The following is an 18524-nucleotide window of genomic DNA, read 5'->3' as shown; positions in this document are numbered from 1 at the left end:
CTTCGGCGCGGAGGTGGATCCCCTGCGCATGCTGTTGGACCGGAAGGTGCTCAGGGTCCGAGAAGCGGTCGGACTCGCTCCACGTCCGAATCGTCCGGGCCGTAGAGGCGCACGCAGTCGGCAAGGTTCTGGCTCAGCAGAAGTCGCGCCTCGTCCAGTTGGCCGGCTGCTGCGAGCCGCTCAGCCAGCAGAACCCGGGCCTTGACTGTGAGGGGGTGCCCTTCACCCAGCAGCCTCTCGCGTCCTTCGACGGCCTCGCGCATCAACCGGACGGCCTCCTCGTGGCTGCCGCTGAGCATCAGCGCCCAGCTGAGCACGAGCTTCGCCGAGTAGACCAACGGGTGCTCTCGACCCAGGACGCGGATGCGTCCTTCCAGCGCTCGCTGGGCTGCTGCCACCGCGTCCTGGGGGCTGCCGGCGTGCAGCATCCCGAACGCGTAGTTGCTGTAGGCGGTCACGGTGACCGGGTTATCGGGGCCAAGGAAGCGCTCGCAGTCGGCCACCGTCTGGGGACCGACGCGCAGGAATTCCTCCAGCTCACCGGCCTGGGCCAGGATTTCCAGGGTCAGGGCGCGGCTGCGGAGAGTCTCCGGGTGCCCCTCGCCGAGAGCATGCTGCTGACCCACGATCGCACGCTGCAGGCAGGCCAGGCCCTCGGCGTACCGACTGAGAAGGAGCAGGGGAAGCGCCATCGCGGCGCTCGTCAACAAGGTGTCCGGGTGGTCGGGTCCGAGGACGCGCTCACGATCGGTCAGGACCGTGCGTAGCAGGTCGACGGCCTCCTGGATCCGACCCACGCGCCACAGCGCATCCCCGGCCTGGTGACGGGCGGCCAGCGTGTCTGGGTGGTCCGGCCCTTGAAGGTGCTGTGCGCTTTCGGCAGCTGCCTTGGCGAGTGCCAGGGCAGCCTCGTAGTCGCCCGCCACGTAGATCTGGGCGGCCACCCGCACTGCCAGCCGCGTCACCGCGGATGCGGTCTCGCGCGTCGCCCGGCGTAGCAGCGCAGTGGCATGCGGGGCAAGCAGGCGCAGCAGCTCCTTGCCCGCTCCCGGTGAGGTCTCCTCCGGCAGGGCCGAGGCGAGCAGGTAGATCGCTGCCTCCATCAGCACCTGCCTCTGCTGGGGCGGTGTAGCGCTGGCCACGCTGTCGAGCAGGACGCCGTGGGACTGGATACAGCGAGTGGGCTGGGCGCCGTCGCCCCCGGGTACCTCGATGAGACTCGACAGCGAGTGGTCCAGGAGAGCCCGCAGAGCCGCCTCGAGCTGGGGGCTGTCGAGGGCGGGGTCTGCGTGGTTGAGACCGGCGGCGTCCACGGGGGTGCGGGCCAGGACGGTCAGGGGCAGCGGTTCCGGGCCCCAGCAGGAGAGCAGTCGTAGCAGGGTGGTGCTCTGTGGGAGTCCGTGCTCGGCGAGGGTGTCCAGTGTGATCTGCCAGGTGCGGCTCACCAGCTGACGGTGTCCGCGAGCGGCAGCCCCCGGTGCGGCGCCTTGGTCGATGAGGTCGGTTGTTTCTTCGCGCAGCCGCTCGTCGTACTCGCTCATCGTCCATGACTCCAGAAGTTGGTGGGCCAGGTAGGAGCCGGCCAGGGTGAGGGCCAGCGGCAGGCAGCCGAGGGTGCGCGCAACCTGTTCGGCCTCGCTGTGGCTGCCGGCGTCCGGTGCGAAGTCACACAGCACCTGGGCCGCGTCCTCAAGTGGCAGGACGTCGATCTTGTGGCGCACAGCCGAGCGCCACAGGGGCGAGGTGGCATGCCGTGAGGTCACCAGGACCGTGCCCATCGGGCTCGCGCGCAGCCAGCCACCCTCGTCCAGGATCGCGGGATCATCAGCGTTGTCGATGACCAGTAGCCACGGTTGCGCGGAGTGGTCGAGATAGTGCCAGACCAGGTCGGCGGCGGCTCGCTGCCCGCTGTGGGCGGCGACGAGCTCACCCGTCTCGGCGCCGCGATCCGCCGCGACGGCCAGCATCCCCGCGCGAAGTGTCATCCGGTCGGAGGCGTTGACCCACAGACCGATCCGGCCATTGCCGACCGACTCCTGGAAGAGCGTGTAGGCCACTGCCGTCTTACCGCTGCCGCCCATTCCGTGCAGGAGGTGGATAGCGCCGTCACCGCCCGTGCGAGGCCGACGCAACTCACTCATCAGGTCACGCCGGTCGCGCAGGACGCGGGGCGGGCGCTCGGCCAGCGGTACACGCACGGTGTCGGGGCCGGGCCACCGCGCTGGTGCACTGACGCCGGCGGGGCCCACCGGCACCCGGGTCAGCTGCTCGGGGGATGCGTAGTGATGGTGGTGCTCGGTGATGAGCTGGTCACCGGCCGCCTGGTACACCCGTCCATGGCCGGATGCCTCCCCCTCGATGCGGGGCCCGCCGGCGCCGCGCTCCCCCTCGGTGCCCTGGTTCATCCCTCGGTGATGTGCTGGTCGCGGCCGGCCTGATAGACCCGGCCGCGACCGGACGCCTTCGCGTGCATGTGTACCTCGCCCACCACGGGCTGGCCGCCTGTCGAGGGGGCGAACTCCTCCAGGAAGCGGCTCAGTTCCTCCGCCAAGCCCGGCTCAGCCATCAGCAGTCGCCGCAGCCGACTCTGCCACTCGGAGTTCAGCTCCTCCTCGCTCTGCTCGTCGCCTGCCGCTCGGGCGGCGATGAGTTCGTCCCGTGTGGCGTCGAGCTGGTCCGCGAGCTGGTCCGCACGTTCGGGGTGAGCCCGTCGCCACAGCGCTACGAGGCCGTCGCGGGCCCGGTTCCAGGTGTCCGAGGCCATCAGGGTGACCACAGTGGTTCCTGCTGTCCGCGCGAGGTCGACCACCTGCGGATCCATCTGTCCCCCCACGTCTGCTCACGGTCCGTGGCAAGGCTACGACGTGGCGCCACCGGTCCACCAGAAGACCCGACGACCTTGGCCGGATCTGACGCATATTCAAATGCGCCCCCGGGAGGGGTTGCGCCATGGTCTGATCATTGGATTGGGTGGCACCCGCTCCTCTCCAAGGGAAGCGAACTGCGATGCAACCGATTCAGGAGGCACGTATGGCTAGTCCGGACTTCAGCGCCGCACGCTGGCGCAAGGCCAACGGAAGCGGCGAGGGTGGCTGCGTTGAAGTGGCCTTTCAGGATGGATGGATCGGCGTCCGCGACACGAAGAACAACGGAGCAGGCCCGGTGCTCGCCTTCACCGAACACGAGTGGCTGACCTTCCTCGACGGCGCGCACAACGGTGAGTTCACGCTGGACCAGCTCGCAAACTAACCGCAGATCCAGGAGGGCCGTCCATGACGCGAGTAGAGGAACTGCGCCGCACACGCACAACGGGCGGAGTAGGGCCGCTGCTCGCGTCGACCGGAATCTCCGTGACCGGCGACGGCGCCTTCCTGGCCGCAGCACCGTTGCTGGCCGCCTCTCTGACCCGCAACGCTTTCGAGGTCTCCACCGTCACCGCCGCCTTCTACGCGCCCTGGCTCGTGGCAGGTCTGCCAGCCGGAGCCCTGGCAGACCGCTGGCCCCGGCGACTGGTCATGGTCAGCGCTGATCTCTCCCGGGCCTCGGTCCTGGCCGTCCTGGCCCTCGCGGTGGCCACGGGTCACGCGAGTCTGCCGCTCCTGCTTGCGGCGATCCTCCTCGTGGGCATCGCGCAGTGCTTCTTCGACTCGTCCGCCCAGGCCGTCATCCCCACGCTGGTCGGCCGCGACAAGGAGGCGCTCGCGCGGACCAACGGCCGCTACTGGGCGATCGACACGGTCGGCCGGTCACTGGTGGGCCCGCCGCTGGGGACGGCGACGTTCGTGCTGAACAAGTTCCTGCCGTTCGCAGCGGACGCGGTCTCCTTCGTCGCCTCCGCCTTGTGCGTCAGCCGACTGCCCCAGATGTCCGCGGCAAGCGAGCAGCATCAGACGATGACCGCCGCGATCCGCGCCGGGCTACGGCATCTTCGCGAGACCCGCGAGCTGCGCGTCCTCGCTGCCAGCATGGCCACGTACAACTTCGCCTACAACGTCGCCTTCGCCACCTTCGTGCTCTACGCGACCAGAGTCCTGCACGTGGCAGCCGCCGGGTACGGCCTCCTCCTCGCCACAGCCGCCGTTGGCGGGATGCTGGCCGGCTGGCGCGCGGCCCCGCTCACGCGCAACCTCTCTTACCGGCAGGTCATGGCCATCGCCAGCCTCGCTCAGGGTCTCGTGTGGCTCGGCGTGACCCTGCTGCCGAACGTCTACGTCACGGGCGTTCTCCTGATGTTCTTGGGAGCCGCTTCGGCTCTCATCAGTGTCGCTGCCGGTTCAGCTCGGTCATCGATGACGCCGGACCACCTGCTCGGCCGAGTGGTCTCGGCGTTCCGCCTGTTCGGCATCGGCTCAGCCGCTCTGGGAGCCCTCACCGGCGGTGCAACCGCGGGAGCGGCCGGCCTCCATGCTCCTTTTTGGATCTCCGCGATCCTCCTGGTCATCGCCGCGTCGGTCACCTGGCCCTGGCGCCGGGACCAGTAGCGCTCCTTCCTGGCTTGGTCACTGCCGTTGGACACGGCAACTTCGGCCCCAGACGTTGCCCGTCCGCGTGATGCCACGTGCGGCCCCGGATTGCCCCAGGGCCGCGCCGCACGGTGCGAAGCACGGCGGACTATGCGTCCTCGTCGGGCGTCTCGTCCTCGATGTCCTCGGGTGTGGTGGTGCGTCGGTATTGCGGGTGGTCCTGGTCCATCTGGAGCGCCGCGTGGAGGGCGATCGGGTAGCGAGTGCGGTGCTTCCACGCGAGCGCCTGGTGGCAGAGCCTGGCGGTCACCATCGTCAGCTCCCGCCGGTGGTCCGTGTTCACGGCGATCGGGAAGATCTCGGTGGCGGTCATGGCGTAGTAGTTGGCCTTGATCTCGTTCTTGCCCTTGTTCCACGGCAGAGCGGACCAGCGGGTCTTCTTCGAGCCCTGCCTGCCGGCACCGTTCCCATCGAACTGGTGGGTGGTGTTGACGAGTAGCCAGGTGCTGCTCTCTCCGAGGTCGGGGTCGATCCGGAAGACCTGGGTGGTGCGTTCCTTGGTCTTGATCTCCGCGTCCTCCTCGTCGGTGATCGTCACCTGCACCGGACGGGGGACTTCCTCATCAGTGGTGTTCAGCCGGATCACGGCGATGGGCCGGTACCGGGGAGCGATGGTGGAACCCGGGAGCCAGGTCGTGTTGGCCTCGGGCGGCTGGCCCTGGGCCTTGTTGTGCAGGCCCTTCCACAGGCGGCGACAGGCGAAGCCATCCACCGTGACCGTGTACGGGACGCCGCCGAGGTAATCGGCGAGGTCTTCCAGCGCCTGGTCGATGACCTTGGCGGTGCTGGAGTAGCCAGCGATGTTGTCCGTGAACTCCGTCATCTTCCCGGCCGGGTAGTCGGCAGCATGGAAGGCGGCTTCGGCCAAGTGGTAAGGCTTCCAGACGCGGTCGGTGTAGGACCATCCGTGGAGCGTCCAAGCGCCGTTCGGGACGGTGGGGGGCTTAAGGACGCTGGCGGAGACGACGATCCTGGCGTCGCGTTCGCCCGGTCGGCGGGACTGCCTGCGGACATGGATGCCGCAGTGGGCGACGCCATCGGCGGAGTGCTCACCGATGGGCTTGGTCAGGACGCTGGAGACACGGCGGTCGACGAACCCGAGGTTGCGGTAGAGGTCCATGAGGCAGGACAGGCTCTGGTGGTCCATGTCGGTGGACTTGTCGATGCCGGTCTGGACGGCGCTGTCGATGTACTGGACCACCAGGTCCTTCTTGGCGAGGATCCGGTGGGTCTGGTGCTTGGCGTCTTCGCTGTCCTTCGGCCGTGGCGGCGAGTTCTTCTTTCCGTCGCCGTACTCGGTTTCCGCCCATACACCGACGATCTCGCCGGCTGCTGCCTTCAGGGCGAGCAGATCGGCCGTGTGTGCGGACCGGCCGGCGGCGGGCCCGTGCTGGAGGAATTCGGGGACGTGGTGGAAGACGGCACTGACGCGGGTGCCGTGCAGCGTGGCGCTCTTGCCTTCGGCGGGGTTGAGGGCGGCGGGGTCCAGTCCGTAGGCGCGGGCGAGGGCGTTGATCATCCGCTGTCGAATCTCGTCAGTCGCCCACAGGCACACGATGCGCAGGTGCTCGAGGCCCATGGCGTCCAGGGAGCGGGTGATGTCCAGCGGCTCCATGAGGACTTCGTCCTTCTTGGCCTGCTTGAAGTTGCCGCCCTCGAAGAAGCCGTGGAGAGGCCGCCAGTTGTTGCCGAGGGTGTTCTGGATGTGGTCGTACAGCCCGCGGTAGTAGTCCATGCCCACGCCGGAGCCGACAGGGAAGTAGAAGTTCTTGGCCATGATGGGCCTGACGGTGCCCAGTTGCTGGGGTTCGGGCGGCTCCTCGCCGTTCTCCTGGGCTTGCTGGCGGGTCAGCCGATCAGCCTGGATCTGCTTGTCGATCTCGTGGAGGACCGAGCGGCCCATACCGAGCCGGGAGAGGGCCTGGAGGGCGAGGCGGTTGACGTCGCGAAGACGTCCCCGGCCGTCGAGTTCGACCTCGACCAGTGGCCGGTTCGGATGGTCCTGTTCAACGAGGACCGTGCGGGTGAAGTCCATGGAGCGGCTGATACGGGTCGCCGAGGCGGAGATGAGGATCAGTGGATCGCTCACGTTGGGCTCGGTCTTCATCCGCAGTCGGATCCGCGGCAGAGAGAAGCGGGTTCCGGGCTCGTCCGGCCACGGGTCGTCCCATGCGACGAGGCCACCCGAAGTGTCGGGGCGAAGCCGAACGGACAGGCCGTCGATGCTCCAGGGCTCGGCTGCGATTCGGCGGGCGAGATCCCAGGTGACGGTCTGGTAGACCCATGTGGGGGCGTCGGGCTGGCCGCTGGGCGAGCGGAGCAGGTAGTCGGACAGAGCGCGCTGTTCCTGGGGGGTGGAGGCGAACTTTTCCGCGAGGCTGACCGGTTGGTTGAGGTCGATGTCGTCGATGTCCTCGCCCATGGCCAGGCCATGCAGCAGGGTGAAGACGTCGCGCACCGTATCGTCGTCGATCGGGTCCAGGCTGGCTAGGACGGCCCGCTTGGCATCCAGCCAGACGTACCCGCCAGTGAGGGCACGCAGAGCCGTCGTGGCGATGGAGTGGGGGGCCTGGACCTGGTCCCGCCCGGCGCGCCGGCGGTAGGCGTTCTCGAAGATCTTCCACATGTTGACGCCTGTTGGGCCGCAGTCGCGGATGTGGACGGAGGCGTCCGCGAGGAGGGCGGGCGTGACCCGGCCGGCGAGGAGGTCAAGGCGCTGGGTCTGCTTGGGCGGGCGGGCGGTCATGCGGGCGGGTTCTCCTTCGAGGGTCATGCGGCCGGGCCGATTCCGGCGTAGGCGAGGAAGGCGGAGAGGGCTTCGCGGTAGATGTCGTCCATGCGGCGGCGTTCGTCCTCGTCCCAGTTGATGTACATCCGCTGGAGGATGCTGGCGAGGTCGGCTTGCCACGAGTCGCGGTGGAAGGCGTAGTCCACGAGGTGCAGGGTCATGTCCGTTCCGCCGCGGCGCGCTCGTCCGGCGAGCTGGATCATGTCGACGACCATGCCTGCGACGATCTCCTCTTGCAGAACCTTGTGGGTCGACCCGAAACCGGGCGCGGAGCGCATGATCAGGCTCAGGCGCCTCCACGCCTCGGTGCGTGCTGCTGCGAGAGCCGCGACTGGGTCATCGCTGGGCTCCTTGGGGAGGCTGTTGAGGCCGGCGGCGTTGACCGAGGCGTACATCTCCGGGGGATCGCTCAGCAGCGCCAGGGGCCGGGTGCACAGGTAGACGGGGGTGATCGCCGACTTGGTGCCGATGACGATGTTCAGGCCGCGGGCGATGCGCGCCATGGGGACGACAAGGATCTTCCCCTTGGCCGGGAAGGTCTCGAATTCCTCGGGCGTCAGCTCGATGATGCCTGCGGGCAGCGGCGGCAGGTCGCTGCGGCGTTCCTTGTCCGGCGGGACGGCGACGCACAGGCCGCCTGTGTAGTTGCCGGAGTTGTAGATCCCCAACGCGATGTAGCGACAGTGCAGGTAGGAGTTGACCACCACGGCGGCGTGCGCGCGGTCCTTGTCCTCCTTCTCGAGGCGTTCGAGCTCGGGGTGGATGCGGGTGTCGTACAGGCTCTCGCCGAGCTGCTTGAGGGCCGCTGCCTTGAGGTGCTGGGGGAGCCCGGAGATCTGGATGGGGTTGTTGAGGGAGTCGGTGATGGTGTGTTTCTTCGCGCGGATGCTGTCCGGTGCGGCGTCGGTCATCCACCACTTCACGGTGCTGTGGATGTGCTCGCGGACGGCCTGCGGAAAGTATGCGGTCGCGGACAGGCCCATGACGGGCCGCTCGATGCCGGCGAGGGCGAGCGAGACGATGCTGCCGAGCTGGGCGGTGTAGGTGTGCGGGTCTCCGGTGATGCTCTGGGAGGTGAGTTCGCCGGTCTTGGCTGGGTCGTCCAGGCCGGTGACCCGGTAGCCGAACAGGGCGCGGCCGAGCATGCCGAACGGGAGGATGTTGGCTCCGATGCCGCGCTCAAGGCGTTCGGCGAGGGCGCGGGCCGAGGCCAGGCCGCTCGCACGGAGCTGGGCGGTCTTGCCCATCAGGTCGTTGAGGGTGTCGTCCAGCTCGGAGAGCCAGGTGCGGACGATGAGCAGTTCGACTGCTTCTGCGCGGTCGTGTTCGTCTTTGACGATGGCCTTGAGGAGGTCACCCAGACGGTGCTGGGTGTGGGTGAGCAGATCGGCGCCGCGGTGGCCGAGAAGGTCACCGAGGGCGTTGCGCACGTCAAGGTAGTGGTCTTCCAGTTCCACGGTGCTGAACGGGTCGTCGAGCGGGTCCTGGCCGGGCTTCGGTGGCCTGAGCGCGTTGAGCTTGTCGAAGAGCTCTTGCGGGATCTCGTGCTCGCTGGTGATGCCTGCCTCTGGGAGCAGCAGGTGGATCAGTCGGCGGTCCCGGCCTCCGGAGATGTGCCATCCGGTGCTGTTCATACCCGCCCGGTCGCCGACGGGACCGCCATCGCCCTCGTAGTGCCGCAGGTGGAGCTGGCCTTCGCAGACGGCGGCCAGTAGGAACTCTGTCAGGTAACGGGCGTAGGTGACCGGCGGGACGAGTTCCTTGACCGTGGCCGGTGGCTGCTTGCGCAGCTCGTCGTGGAGCTGCTGGAGCGGGATCTTCTTGTCGAGTCGCGAGTCCAGGACCAGCTCGCTGGAGCACTTCCCGATGGCCGTGGACTGGAACTGGTCGATCTCGTCGATGAGGGTGGCGTGGCAGCGGCGCAGCAGGAACTCGGCCACGCTCAGGCCGCTGGTGGGGCGGTCGTCGAGGGTGATGCCGATAGGCATCCGGCCCATCATGAAGTTGTGGTGGTTGGTCACCACCACTGAAGCGGTGCACGCGTTGTGGTGTTGCTGGTACTTCCCGCAGACCGGCACGAAGGGGCAGCGCCGGGTTCCCTTGGCTGGAGGGAGCGGGTAGAGGGTCATGCAGGATTCGGATCCCGCGGGGTAGGGGTGTGTGGCCTCGGTGAAGCGGTTCAGCGCGCAGCCGTAGGAGAGCTGGCTGATCTTCCAGCGGATCTTGGCCGACTGTTCGGCGATCGATCCTTCGATACGGGAGGCGATTTTCATGGCCCGCTCGTGCAGGCCGTAGGGGGACATCAGGGGAGTACATGTCTCGGGGTGGCCGAGGTATTCGAGGTCCTGACTGATGTCCCATGCTGCCGAGAGTGTCGCCTCGACCGTGGGCAGGACGATCGCGAGCGTCAGGCCGTTGACTGCGAACCACGAGGCCATGACACGGACGAGGACGCTCTTACCGGTGCCCGTAGGGGCGTTGAAGACCTCGGTGGCGCCGGCACAGAGGCGGAGCGCCTCCTTCGGGGAGATCGTGTCCGTGGTGTTGAGCTGACTGAAGAGCGTCTTGAGGACTTGGTACAGGTGCCGGCCTTCGGGCTTGAGCCGCTGATCCAGCTGCCGGGCGAGGTCGAGGAGGTCACTGGTTGGCGCCTCGACGTTCGGTAGGTAGGCAGCGGTGTGCACCTGGGGCGGGCTCTGGCACGGGTCGGCCTCGGTGCCGCCTGCGAAGGTGGGGATGGTGGCGCGGCCCTGGATCTCCCCGATACCGCCGGCGTAGAGCTTGCGGGTCATCCACACCCCGGCTGCGGCGGGTGGTGCCGGCTTGGGGCGAGGGTGATCCTTGCGGACTCGTTTGAGGGTGCGGTCCACGTAGGCCAGGAGGTCGTCTCCGACCAGCGGCGAGGCGGCTTCCGCTGTGTGAGGTTCGCCGACGGGGACGAACTGGGGTGCCTGGCCAGCAGGGGGCGTGGCCAGTCTCCTGCGGGCAGCCTGAGCGAAGGCCGGTGCGCTGGCGAGTTCTCCGGGAGCGTTGACGAGAACGTCGGCGAGGCGCTGCTTCTCCTCGTGCGGGAGGTTCGCCCAGGCCGACCACTTGTCGTACTGGCCGGACAGGAGGAACGCGGCGTGCCGGAACGTCCCCGCGGGCTGCCCATGATCGTCGGACGGGCCGGGGAAATAGTGAGCGGCGAGCGCCAGCGCGCAGTAGACTGCCGCGTCGTCCTTGCGGAGCTTGCTTGTCAGGCCCATCGGATACCCGCCGTCCTGCAGATCTTCTGGCCGATCTCACCTGCGGTGGTCACCTTCAGGCCGAACTCCTCGCACACCCCGCGCAGCAGGGGCAGGGATGTTTCCCGGTAGTCGGGGACGATGATCCACTCGGCTGCGTCATCGCCGCCGTCGGCTTGGATCTTCTTCGCCAGCAGCTTCTCCGAGGTGAAGTCCTTGATGTCGAGCAGAAAGGACTCTCTCTCGTCACCGAGCTGCCACACGTCAACGTGCAGGTCGTAGGCATCCAGGTAGGGCCACACGGTGACGGTGCCGGGGCAGTCGGCCCCGGCTCCCAGGGCTGCGCGGCTCATGTGAGGCTCTGGGGCGACGGCGAAGCCGCGTGAGATCAGCGCGTCGTACAGGGCGATCTCGAGGAGGCCGGGGACGGTGGTGTAGCGCCACGGTCCGCGTGCCAGCGCCAGATGCCCTGCGGCTGGCAGCGGTTGGGGCACGGATCCCCGCAGGTCATGGGCGAGAACCGACGCCGCCCCAGTGGGGGCCGGAGGCGGGGAGCCGGGGATCAGTGCCGGCGGCTTACCTGCATCAGGGATCTTGAAGGTGTAGGAGGCGCCCATCAGTTCCGCGTGCGGCCGGTAGAAGCACCGCACCCTGCCGGTGACCGACTTGCGCGAACGGTGCCGGGTGATCTTCATCGGCCAGCGGCACACGGGGCAGGCAAACCACCACTGCTCGTAGAGAGCAGCGTAGTTGATGGGACGGTAGAACTGGCCGACGACGCTGGGCATGTTCAGCCTCCGCACCTCGGTCTCGGTCCCGGCTGGGAGCCGGGAGAGGTCAGACCGGCCCTTGGCATAGGCATCTTGAGTGCCGCGCTTCCTCAGCCCCGAGTTGACGGTGACCTGGTCCATCTCCTGCTCGATTTCCGCCAGGGAGGTGGACCGGCCGTCCCGGGTGGCCTTCTGGACTGCCCGCGCGACCTCCCGCTGTTCCTGGTCAAGGTCGAACAGATCTTCTTCGAACAGGCCGTCGTCGTTGATCAGATGGACACCCGTCATCTCCTCCGGTGATACCCCGTCGGGGAGGAGCCGGGCGAGGTAGCCGGTGAGCATCGCCAGGAAGGACTCGAACGGGAGGGGCTGGCCAGGGCCGCGCGCGGCAAGGACTTCGCCGTGGCTTTCCATCAAAGTGCTCAGACGGCCTTCCGGCGCCTGCTCGGTGTCCGTGAGGGCCTTGGCCGCCACTGTTGCCGCGCGCATCATCATCTGCCGGATCATGTCGTGACTGATCGGCTCCGATGTGGAGGTGAACTTCACGCATAGCACCATAAACCTGGGGTACGACAGTCGCGCTCAGATCGACCAATCACAGAGGATCCGGGATGCTGAACTGGACAGCCGGGTAACGGCTTTGGTAGTCGGTCCGGTGCGCGTTGATGTGCTGCCTGCCTGCCTCGGTGATCCGCCACCGGTACTCAAGGACGAACGTCCCACGCCCCTTCTCCACGCGGACAGCGAAGGAGTCGATGTATCCCCGGCTTGGTCTGCCGTTGGGTCGGTAGCCGACGCCGAGGTGGAATCTCGACGTACCTCCCATGGCAGCCTCTGGCAGACCGTCAGGTCTCGCTTCGGCGACCCTGGCCAGGTTGCGCCACAGCCACTCCGACAGCAGGTGCGCGGGCCTGCGCGGCGTGGGGGCAATGCCGAGTCCGGCGCGGGCACAGGCCCGGCCCGCACGGGTCAGTTCCACCAGGACGCGGTGAACGAGACCGACCTGGGGGAGGTTGACCCGATCTTCAGTGATCTGGAGAAGTCCCCTGCGGGCAAGCGCGTGCAGGGTGGCTCCGGCTCCAGCGTCGAGGTGGCCTTCCTCGCGAAGTCGCTCCTGGATGGTGGTGTGGTCGGCGAACGGGAGTTCGGTCTTCATCGAGAAGGGCAGCTTTCGCCACGCGGACGCCGGCCCTGGGTCCCGAAAGGCTGTGCGGGCTGCCCTTGCGCGGAGTTCAGCTTCCCGATCCTCGTGGAAGCAGGCGAGCAGATAGGCTCGCTGACGGCCGTTCAGACCTTCCCACATCGCGTCGGCCCTTCTGCGCGTCAAGGGAGCAGAGCCATCACCCGGCGGCCACGCCAGGTACTGGCGTCGCTGGAATGTGGCGCTCCTACGCTCTCAGAGCCCAGCCGGGAAGTGGTTCCCCCGCGCCGAGGCCAGCCTTGGTGAAGCTTCCGCGCGCTTGACGCCGGGCCGGGAATCGCCTGGCTTGTGGCGTGCTGGCCCATCACGGCCCACCCCTCCGTCATAGCGTCACCAGGACGCCGGCCAGGCTACGGCAGCCCGGTGACAGTCCCAGCAGAGCACCAAGTTGCAGCTGGCGCAGCCGATGCTGGCCAGCGTCAGCCACTTGGGCCCCTGACGCGCCGCCAGCCGACCGGTTGTGACTGAGTGCTTCAGCTGGCGGGTGGAGCGCGATCCGGACAGTTAGGTGCGGATCTGGGGCTTCACAAATCGCGGATCGGCCAGAGGCACCGCCCACACCACGGATCCGTGACTGTTCGTCGAAGTTCTGCCGGAGTACTAGCTGCAACGCCGTGTAGTTAGGCGTGAGACTGGTGTGTCAAGTCGCCTGATGTATGAACGGAGCTCCTGTTAGAACCGTGTCTGCCAAGATCACTGTTCTGCAGGAGCTCCGTTGCGTGCTGATTCTGTCATCCCTTGTGAAGTCGTTGTTGCGGCAGGGCCGTTCGCGCCTGGCCATCTGGGTGAGCTAACTCGGATCGTGCCGTTCGAGATGGTCGATGAGGTACTGGCGGGGACGAAGGCGGTCCAGCAGCGGGTCCGGCTGCTGCCGGCGCGAGTGACCGTGTACCTGCTGCTGGCCGGGGCGTTGTTCGCCGGGCTGGGCTACCGGCAGGTCTTCGACCGGTTGTGCGCGGGCCTGGCGGGCCCGGCGCCCATCAGGCCAAGTGCCGGCGCATTGCCAGGCTCGCCAGCGCCTGGGGGCGGCGCCGTTGAAGGCACTGTTCGATCTGGTACGTGGGCCGGTGGCGACGACCGCGACCCAGGCCCGCTGGCGCGGGCTGTTGGTGGTGGCGGTCGACGGCACGCTGTTGCCCGTGCCGGACACGCCGGCGAACCTCGCGGTGTTCGCCAAGCAGCGGTGCAACAACGGGGCAGGGGGTTATCCGCAGGTCCGGCTGGCGGCACTGGTGGCCTGCGGAACGAGGGCGGTGATCGGGGCGGCGTTCGGCCCGGCCACCACCGGCGAGCTGGAGTACGCGGGCCGGCTGGCAGGCGATCTGCGTGCCGGGATGCTGCTGCTCGGCGACCGGAATTTCGCCGCCGCTGATCTGCTGAACCGCCTTGCCGCCACCGGAGCACACCTGCTGGTGCGGTGCAAGTCCGGTCGCAGGCTGCCGCCGGTGGCCCGCTGCGGTGACGGCTCGTTCCTGGCCCGGCTCGGCGCGCTGACCGTACGCGTCATCGACGCCGAGATCAGCCTCGTCACGTCCAAAGGGGCTCGCACCGGCCACTACCGGCTGCTGACCACCCTCACCGACCCGTCAGCGCACCCGGCCGCCGAGCTCATACGGCTCTATCACGAACGCTGGGAGGTCGAGACAGCCTACGCGGAGCTGAAATCCACGATCCTGGGCGGACGTGTCCTGCGCGCCCGCACCCCGGCCGGGGTCGAGCAGGAGATCTGGGCACTGCTCGTCGCCTACCAGGTGCTGCGGACCGCCATGACGGACGCCACCGACAGTGTCCCGGGCACCGACCCGGACCGGGCCGGCTTCACCGTCGCCCTGTCTGCCGCCCGCGACCAGCTCGTCCTGGCCGCGGGCATCATGACCGAGACCGTGATCGACCTGGTCGGAGTCATCGGCCGCCATGTGCTGGCCCATCTCCTGCCCGCACGGCGGGTCCGCACCAAAGACCGGATCGTCAAACGAGCGATCTCCAAGTACAACGCACGCGGACCCGCCATCGACCGAGCCACCTACAAAGCCACGATCAGCGTCAACATGCTCACAACCGACCCTTGACGCGGCCCTGGCCGTCCTAACTGAACGGCGTTGGTACTAGCTGCCGATCGCGGGCTCGATCTCGTGGTCCTTGCTGCAGCGCAGCGTCATGATGGTGCGATTCCTGTTGATCTTGTTGATCAGGAACAGCTCCGGCGCATCGCACTCGACGCACACTTCGGCCCTGGCGATGGGCCAAAGCTCCAAGGGGTCGTCGGGAGAGGAACCTTGCACGTAGATCCGCCCTGGCTCCACGGGCGAATCGCGAGGCGGGTATTCGAAGGACTCCCAGTCCGGATGGCTGCCGCGCAGCCGACGCCCGGTCAGGGTAAACCTGTTCGTGGCGTACTTACAGGTGTCGACCAGGTCCCAGTGGTGTGCGGCCAACCAGCCGACCGACTCCAGGGCTGTGACGACCAAGGGCTCAAGGACGCTGATCTCGCGCTCCACCTTGTGTGCTGCGGGGGCTCGATACGCGTGGCCGTTCTTGTTCCTGCCGTCCAGCAGAGCTGTCAGCGACTCAATCACCCCGCCCGGGTCGAGTACACCCTCCAACTCCGGGAGTTCAGGGATGGGGCCGGCCTGGACCAGTGGCGTGATCAGGTTGTGCCAGGTGCCCCAGGTCGCACCGTCACCCCGGTTGAACTTGTCCTTCAGGGTTCTGGTGAAAGCCTGCTTGCGGCGAATCTCGATGGCGAGCGCCAACACTCCGACGCAGCGGGCGATGCCCTCGGCGAGCTTGAGTAGCGTCTGGTAGCGGTCACTAGGAGTCGCTGCGACCCTGTACTGCCTGGCGAGCGCCGCCACGTGGTACGGGTAGCTCCATTCAGCCCGCCACACAGGATCTTCGAGCGGCCTGACGAGTTCTCCAATGAGACGGGCCTGGGAGGCAGCTGCGCGGGTTGCGTGGCGCAGTTCGCCGACGTCAGCCTGCGCGTCGCGGAACACGTTGGGGAGAATTCCGGCGGTAGTGCTGGCCAGAGTGGCCCTGCCAGCTTCGAGGGTGTCCACGAGGGCGTTGAACTCGGGGTCCTTGATGAGATCGACTGGGACCAGCGAGTTCATGGAGAACCGCGGCACCAGCGCGCTTCTCTGGTCGCTGGGGCGGGTCCGCAGCCACTCGCACAGGGCGCGTCCGCTGTTGCTGATCGGGCGCAGGACCGTCAGCGGCGTCAACGCGTCTCCGAACTCCGGTGGGAGGAGCCGCCAGTTGGCGCCCAGCCCGACGACGTCGCCGCTGGTGCAGGAGGCCAGGTGCGGTCGTGTCTCAGCCGCGTCCGGGAGCTCTGCCGCAGTGTCGGCCGTCTGGAGGTCGCGGCCGTTCAACAGGGGTTTACCGGTTCTCTCTCGGCTGGGCAGGGTTCGGTTAGGTATCAACTGCGCCACCTTGGACAGCGGCCCGAAGCCCGTACCGGGCCGCTGAGCCAGGAAGGGAGCCAGCGGGATCGAATAGCCGACCTTTGCGGTGTTGTGGGCGGGCCATGCGTCCGGGAACTCGGGCTTGACCTCGCGCCGAATGAACTGGTCGATGTCCTGGTGCAGCGGCAACCGCTCCTGAAGACGAAGCGCGGGATCGGGCAGCGCCTTGCCGTCCGCACCTCTCTGGACTTCGCCCTCAGGATCTTCGACGGCAACGGCCCTACGAACGCGCCGCCACATCGGGCCCGTGAGCTCGCCCTGCACCCCTGCGTCCCGCAGCGCCGTTGACAAGGCGCCCTGAAACTCGGCCCAGGTCGGAAAGCTCTTGTCAACGAACGAGCGCAACGCGCCCATCAGGGCCTTCGCGTCGCTGAATCGCTCCAGTGGCTTGGCTTCCTCAAGGGCGGCGAGGGCATCCGCGCCCACCATGAACGACTGCCGCAGTGGCCGCTCGACCGCGACCTGACGGTAGCCGAGATCGCTGATGTCGAGCAGCAACGCGCCGTCCTCGCTCTCGGCCAGGCGTCCTTCATCGAGCATGCCATCGCGCGCCTCCAAGTACCGCTCGACGAGCTCGGAGATGTGCCGAGCCGTCATGTACTGCCGTTTGGCACCCACCGGACGGCGCACCGTCGCGGAACTCCCGCTCCCGTCAAGCGCGATGACCTTGCCCCGGAGGTGCTGGGGTTTGCGGTTCGACAGCAGCCAGATGTAGCTGGGCATTGCAGTGTTCGGCCACAGGCGGTCCGACAGGGCGACCACGGCCTCAAGCAGGTCCTGCTCCAGCAGCCACCGGCGGATCTCCGAATCGCCTGAGCCAGCGCTGCCCCGCTGAAGGGGCGCCGGGCTGATCACGATCGCCGCTCGGCCACCGCCCTGGTCCGTGGGCCGCATGTGGGCCACCAGGTGCTGCACAAAGAGCAGGGAGGAATCGACGCGGGTGGGCAGACCAGCTCCGAACCTTCCGTCCCACCCCAGATCCTTGGCCTCCCGGATGACTGCGTCCTGCTGTCCACTCCAGTACATGCCGAACGGAGGGGCTGCCAGCTGGTACTCGAACCTCTGGCCGCGGTGTCTGTCGTCGATGAGGACATCGCCGAGGACGATGGCGTCCGGATCCCCGCCTCTCATCATCTGCGCGAGGCGGGCCAGCGCCGCCGACTGCTGGTTGATCTCCTGTCCCGAAACGGTCAGGGCGCCAGTGGCGCCGACGTTCCGGAAGACGGTCTCGACGGCGTAGAACATTCCGCCAGTTCCGCAGCAAGGGTCGTAGACCCGGCTCGGTGCCGCCGTGCCACCAAGGGGTGCCAGGTCGGGGCTGAGAAGAAGCCTGGCGGTCAGCTCGGCGATGTCCCGAGGGGTTCTGTGCTCCCCGTAGGGTTCGGACGATGCGTCGGCACACTGCTGCAGGAGTTCTTCGAAGGCACGCCCCATCTGTTCGTTCGAGACGGTGACCGGGCTCAGGTCAACGGCGACGAAGCAGGCCACGACTTTCGAGAGCAGTCGCGAGTCCACGAGGGTCTGGAGGGTCCTCGAGAAGTCGAGAGAATCCAGTATTTCCATGCTGCCGGCGGGGAAGTCCGTCACCAGCAGCTGGCGGATCCTGTCGGCGACCAGTTGCTCAGGCTGGGCCGTTGCTCCTTTGCTCGCGACCTGAGCCGGAACGCCGAACCAGTCCTCTGTCAGTTGAGCGCCCGACTCCTGCTGGCGGACGCAGTCCAGGCGACGCAGCGCGGTGAGGACCAGTACGACGTTGCCGTAGCTGTGGGTCTTAAAGCTGCCCCTCAGCAAACGGGTGACGCTCCAGAACAGCTCCGCCAGCACGCCGTTCTCGTCTGCTGCCACTCAACTCTCCCCACCCCAAGCGGTTTTCGTCGCCCAGGGTACGCCTGATCTCACCCGATCTCGCCCCCACAACTCCCTCCTAGCTGACCGAGTCGCCAACCGCCTGGCCGCCGTGATCGAGACTGAATGCTCAGCCCGCCAAGTGTCATGCTCACTCGCCAACTGAAGCGCTCAGTCACACCGGTTCCAGTGCTGGGAGCGCTGGTGGTAGAGGCGACCCTAGTTGAGGTAGGTGTACCGGAAGAGACCGTCGAAGCTGAGTCCGCGATACATCTCGTCGAACGACTCCCATTCCCGCTCGCCCTCGATGTCGCCTCGGGCGGCGGTGACGTCAACGGCCTCCAGGTCGTGCTCGCACCACTCGTGGGCGCAGCGGCAGCGGACGAAGACCTGGGGCCCGACGTTCAGGAGGAGCCAGTCGCGGTGGGCTCGGCAGTTGGGGCAGGTGATGGTGATGCCGCGGGGGTTGAGCGCGGCGGGGTGGGGGACGGCGAGGATGACGGTGGGGGTGGGTTCGGGGGCGGGGTTGTGGAAGTCGTGGTCGTAGTCGGTCATGCGGTCCTTTCGCATCGGCTGCTGGGTAGCAAGGACCATATGACGCAAGGTCGTTGAATGGATCCGGGGCGGCGGAAGGGACATCGAAACGACACCCGTGCCTGTGGCGGCCGCCTCGGACGTGGGGGCGGCCGCCATGGGGTGTGCC

11 protein-coding genes and 1 pseudogene are annotated in these 18524 nt (G+C 67.7%); 4 read left to right on the top strand and 8 right to left on the bottom strand.

Annotated features, from left to right (window positions below; all coding sequences use genetic code 11):
- Positions 1–50: 50 nt before the first annotated feature.
- Both BR98_RS23280 and BR98_RS23275 read right to left on the bottom strand, forming a co-directional pair.
- Entirely contained in the window at positions 51–2405 is a 2355-nt protein-coding gene (locus tag BR98_RS23280) for a tetratricopeptide repeat protein (RefSeq protein ID WP_051970100.1), read from the bottom strand.
- Positions 2402–2821 (bottom strand): hypothetical protein, encoded by a 420-nt coding sequence (locus tag BR98_RS23275; RefSeq protein ID WP_035847310.1) that lies wholly within the window; start codon positions 2819–2821, stop codon positions 2402–2404. The genes BR98_RS23280 and BR98_RS23275 overlap by 4 nt, the downstream gene beginning before the upstream one ends.
- 209 nt (positions 2822–3030) lie before the next feature.
- Here BR98_RS23275 and BR98_RS23270 point away from each other — a divergent pair, with 209 nt between their 5' ends.
- Both BR98_RS23270 and BR98_RS23265 read left to right on the top strand, forming a co-directional pair.
- The gene (locus BR98_RS23270) at positions 3031–3249 is read left to right on the top strand and encodes a DUF397 domain-containing protein (RefSeq protein ID WP_035847309.1); all 219 of its coding nucleotides are present in this window, start codon (positions 3031–3033) and stop codon (positions 3247–3249) included.
- A 23-nt stretch (positions 3250–3272) separates the two neighbouring features.
- Positions 3273–4481: an MFS transporter gene (locus BR98_RS23265; protein ID WP_083976866.1), complete on the top strand. Its 1209-nt coding sequence runs from the start codon at positions 3273–3275 to the stop codon at positions 4479–4481.
- Between the two features lie 130 nt (positions 4482–4611).
- Here BR98_RS23265 and BR98_RS38285 read toward each other — a convergent pair whose 3' ends face one another.
- The 4 genes from BR98_RS38285 to BR98_RS23245 are packed head-to-tail and all read right to left on the bottom strand — an operon-like array spanning position 4612 to position 12464.
- Positions 4612–7269 (bottom strand): RNaseH domain-containing protein, encoded by a 2658-nt coding sequence (locus BR98_RS38285; protein WP_051970099.1) that lies wholly within the window; start codon positions 7267–7269, stop codon positions 4612–4614.
- 23 nt (positions 7270–7292) lie between these two features.
- Complete coding sequence (locus BR98_RS23255; protein WP_035847307.1) at positions 7293–10559, bottom strand: DEAD/DEAH box helicase family protein; 3267 nt, start codon at positions 10557–10559, stop codon at positions 7293–7295.
- On the bottom strand, positions 10550–11854 hold the full coding sequence (locus BR98_RS23250) for a restriction endonuclease-related protein (RefSeq protein ID WP_035847306.1): 1305 nt from the start codon (positions 11852–11854) through the stop codon (positions 10550–10552). The genes BR98_RS23255 and BR98_RS23250 overlap by 10 nt, the downstream gene beginning before the upstream one ends.
- Before the next feature lie 49 nt (positions 11855–11903).
- On the bottom strand, positions 11904–12464 hold the full coding sequence (locus BR98_RS23245; protein ID WP_051970098.1) for a hypothetical protein: 561 nt from the start codon (positions 12462–12464) through the stop codon (positions 11904–11906).
- An 859-nt stretch (positions 12465–13323) separates the two neighbouring features.
- Here BR98_RS23245 and BR98_RS41520 point away from each other — a divergent pair.
- Together BR98_RS41520 and BR98_RS23240 are read left to right on the top strand one after the other, a co-directional pair.
- Positions 13324–13446 (top strand): annotated as a pseudogene (locus tag BR98_RS41520) (transposase domain-containing protein); the annotation flags it as partial.
- Positions 13447–13498: 52 nt separating this feature from the next.
- On the top strand, positions 13499–14578 hold the full coding sequence (locus tag BR98_RS23240) for an IS4 family transposase (RefSeq protein WP_232247493.1): 1080 nt from the start codon (positions 13499–13501) through the stop codon (positions 14576–14578).
- Positions 14579–14614: 36 nt separating this feature from the next.
- On the opposite strand, the gene BR98_RS23235 is transcribed toward BR98_RS23240, so the two are convergent.
- Positions 14615–17821, bottom strand: coding sequence for an HsdM family class I SAM-dependent methyltransferase (locus BR98_RS23235; RefSeq protein WP_035847305.1), 3207 nt, complete (start codon positions 17819–17821; stop codon positions 14615–14617).
- 219 nt (positions 17822–18040) lie between these two features.
- A complete protein-coding gene (locus BR98_RS23230; RefSeq protein ID WP_232247492.1) occupies positions 18041–18391 on the bottom strand; it encodes a hypothetical protein in 351 nt (116 codons plus the stop codon).
- Between the last annotated feature and the right edge of the window lie 133 nt (positions 18392–18524).

It is taken from the genome of Kitasatospora azatica KCTC 9699 (assembly GCF_000744785.1).
GTDB classification, from domain to species: Bacteria; Actinomycetota; Actinomycetes; order Streptomycetales; family Streptomycetaceae; genus Kitasatospora; species Kitasatospora azatica.
This window is presented reverse-complemented; position numbering and strand designations above follow the sequence as displayed.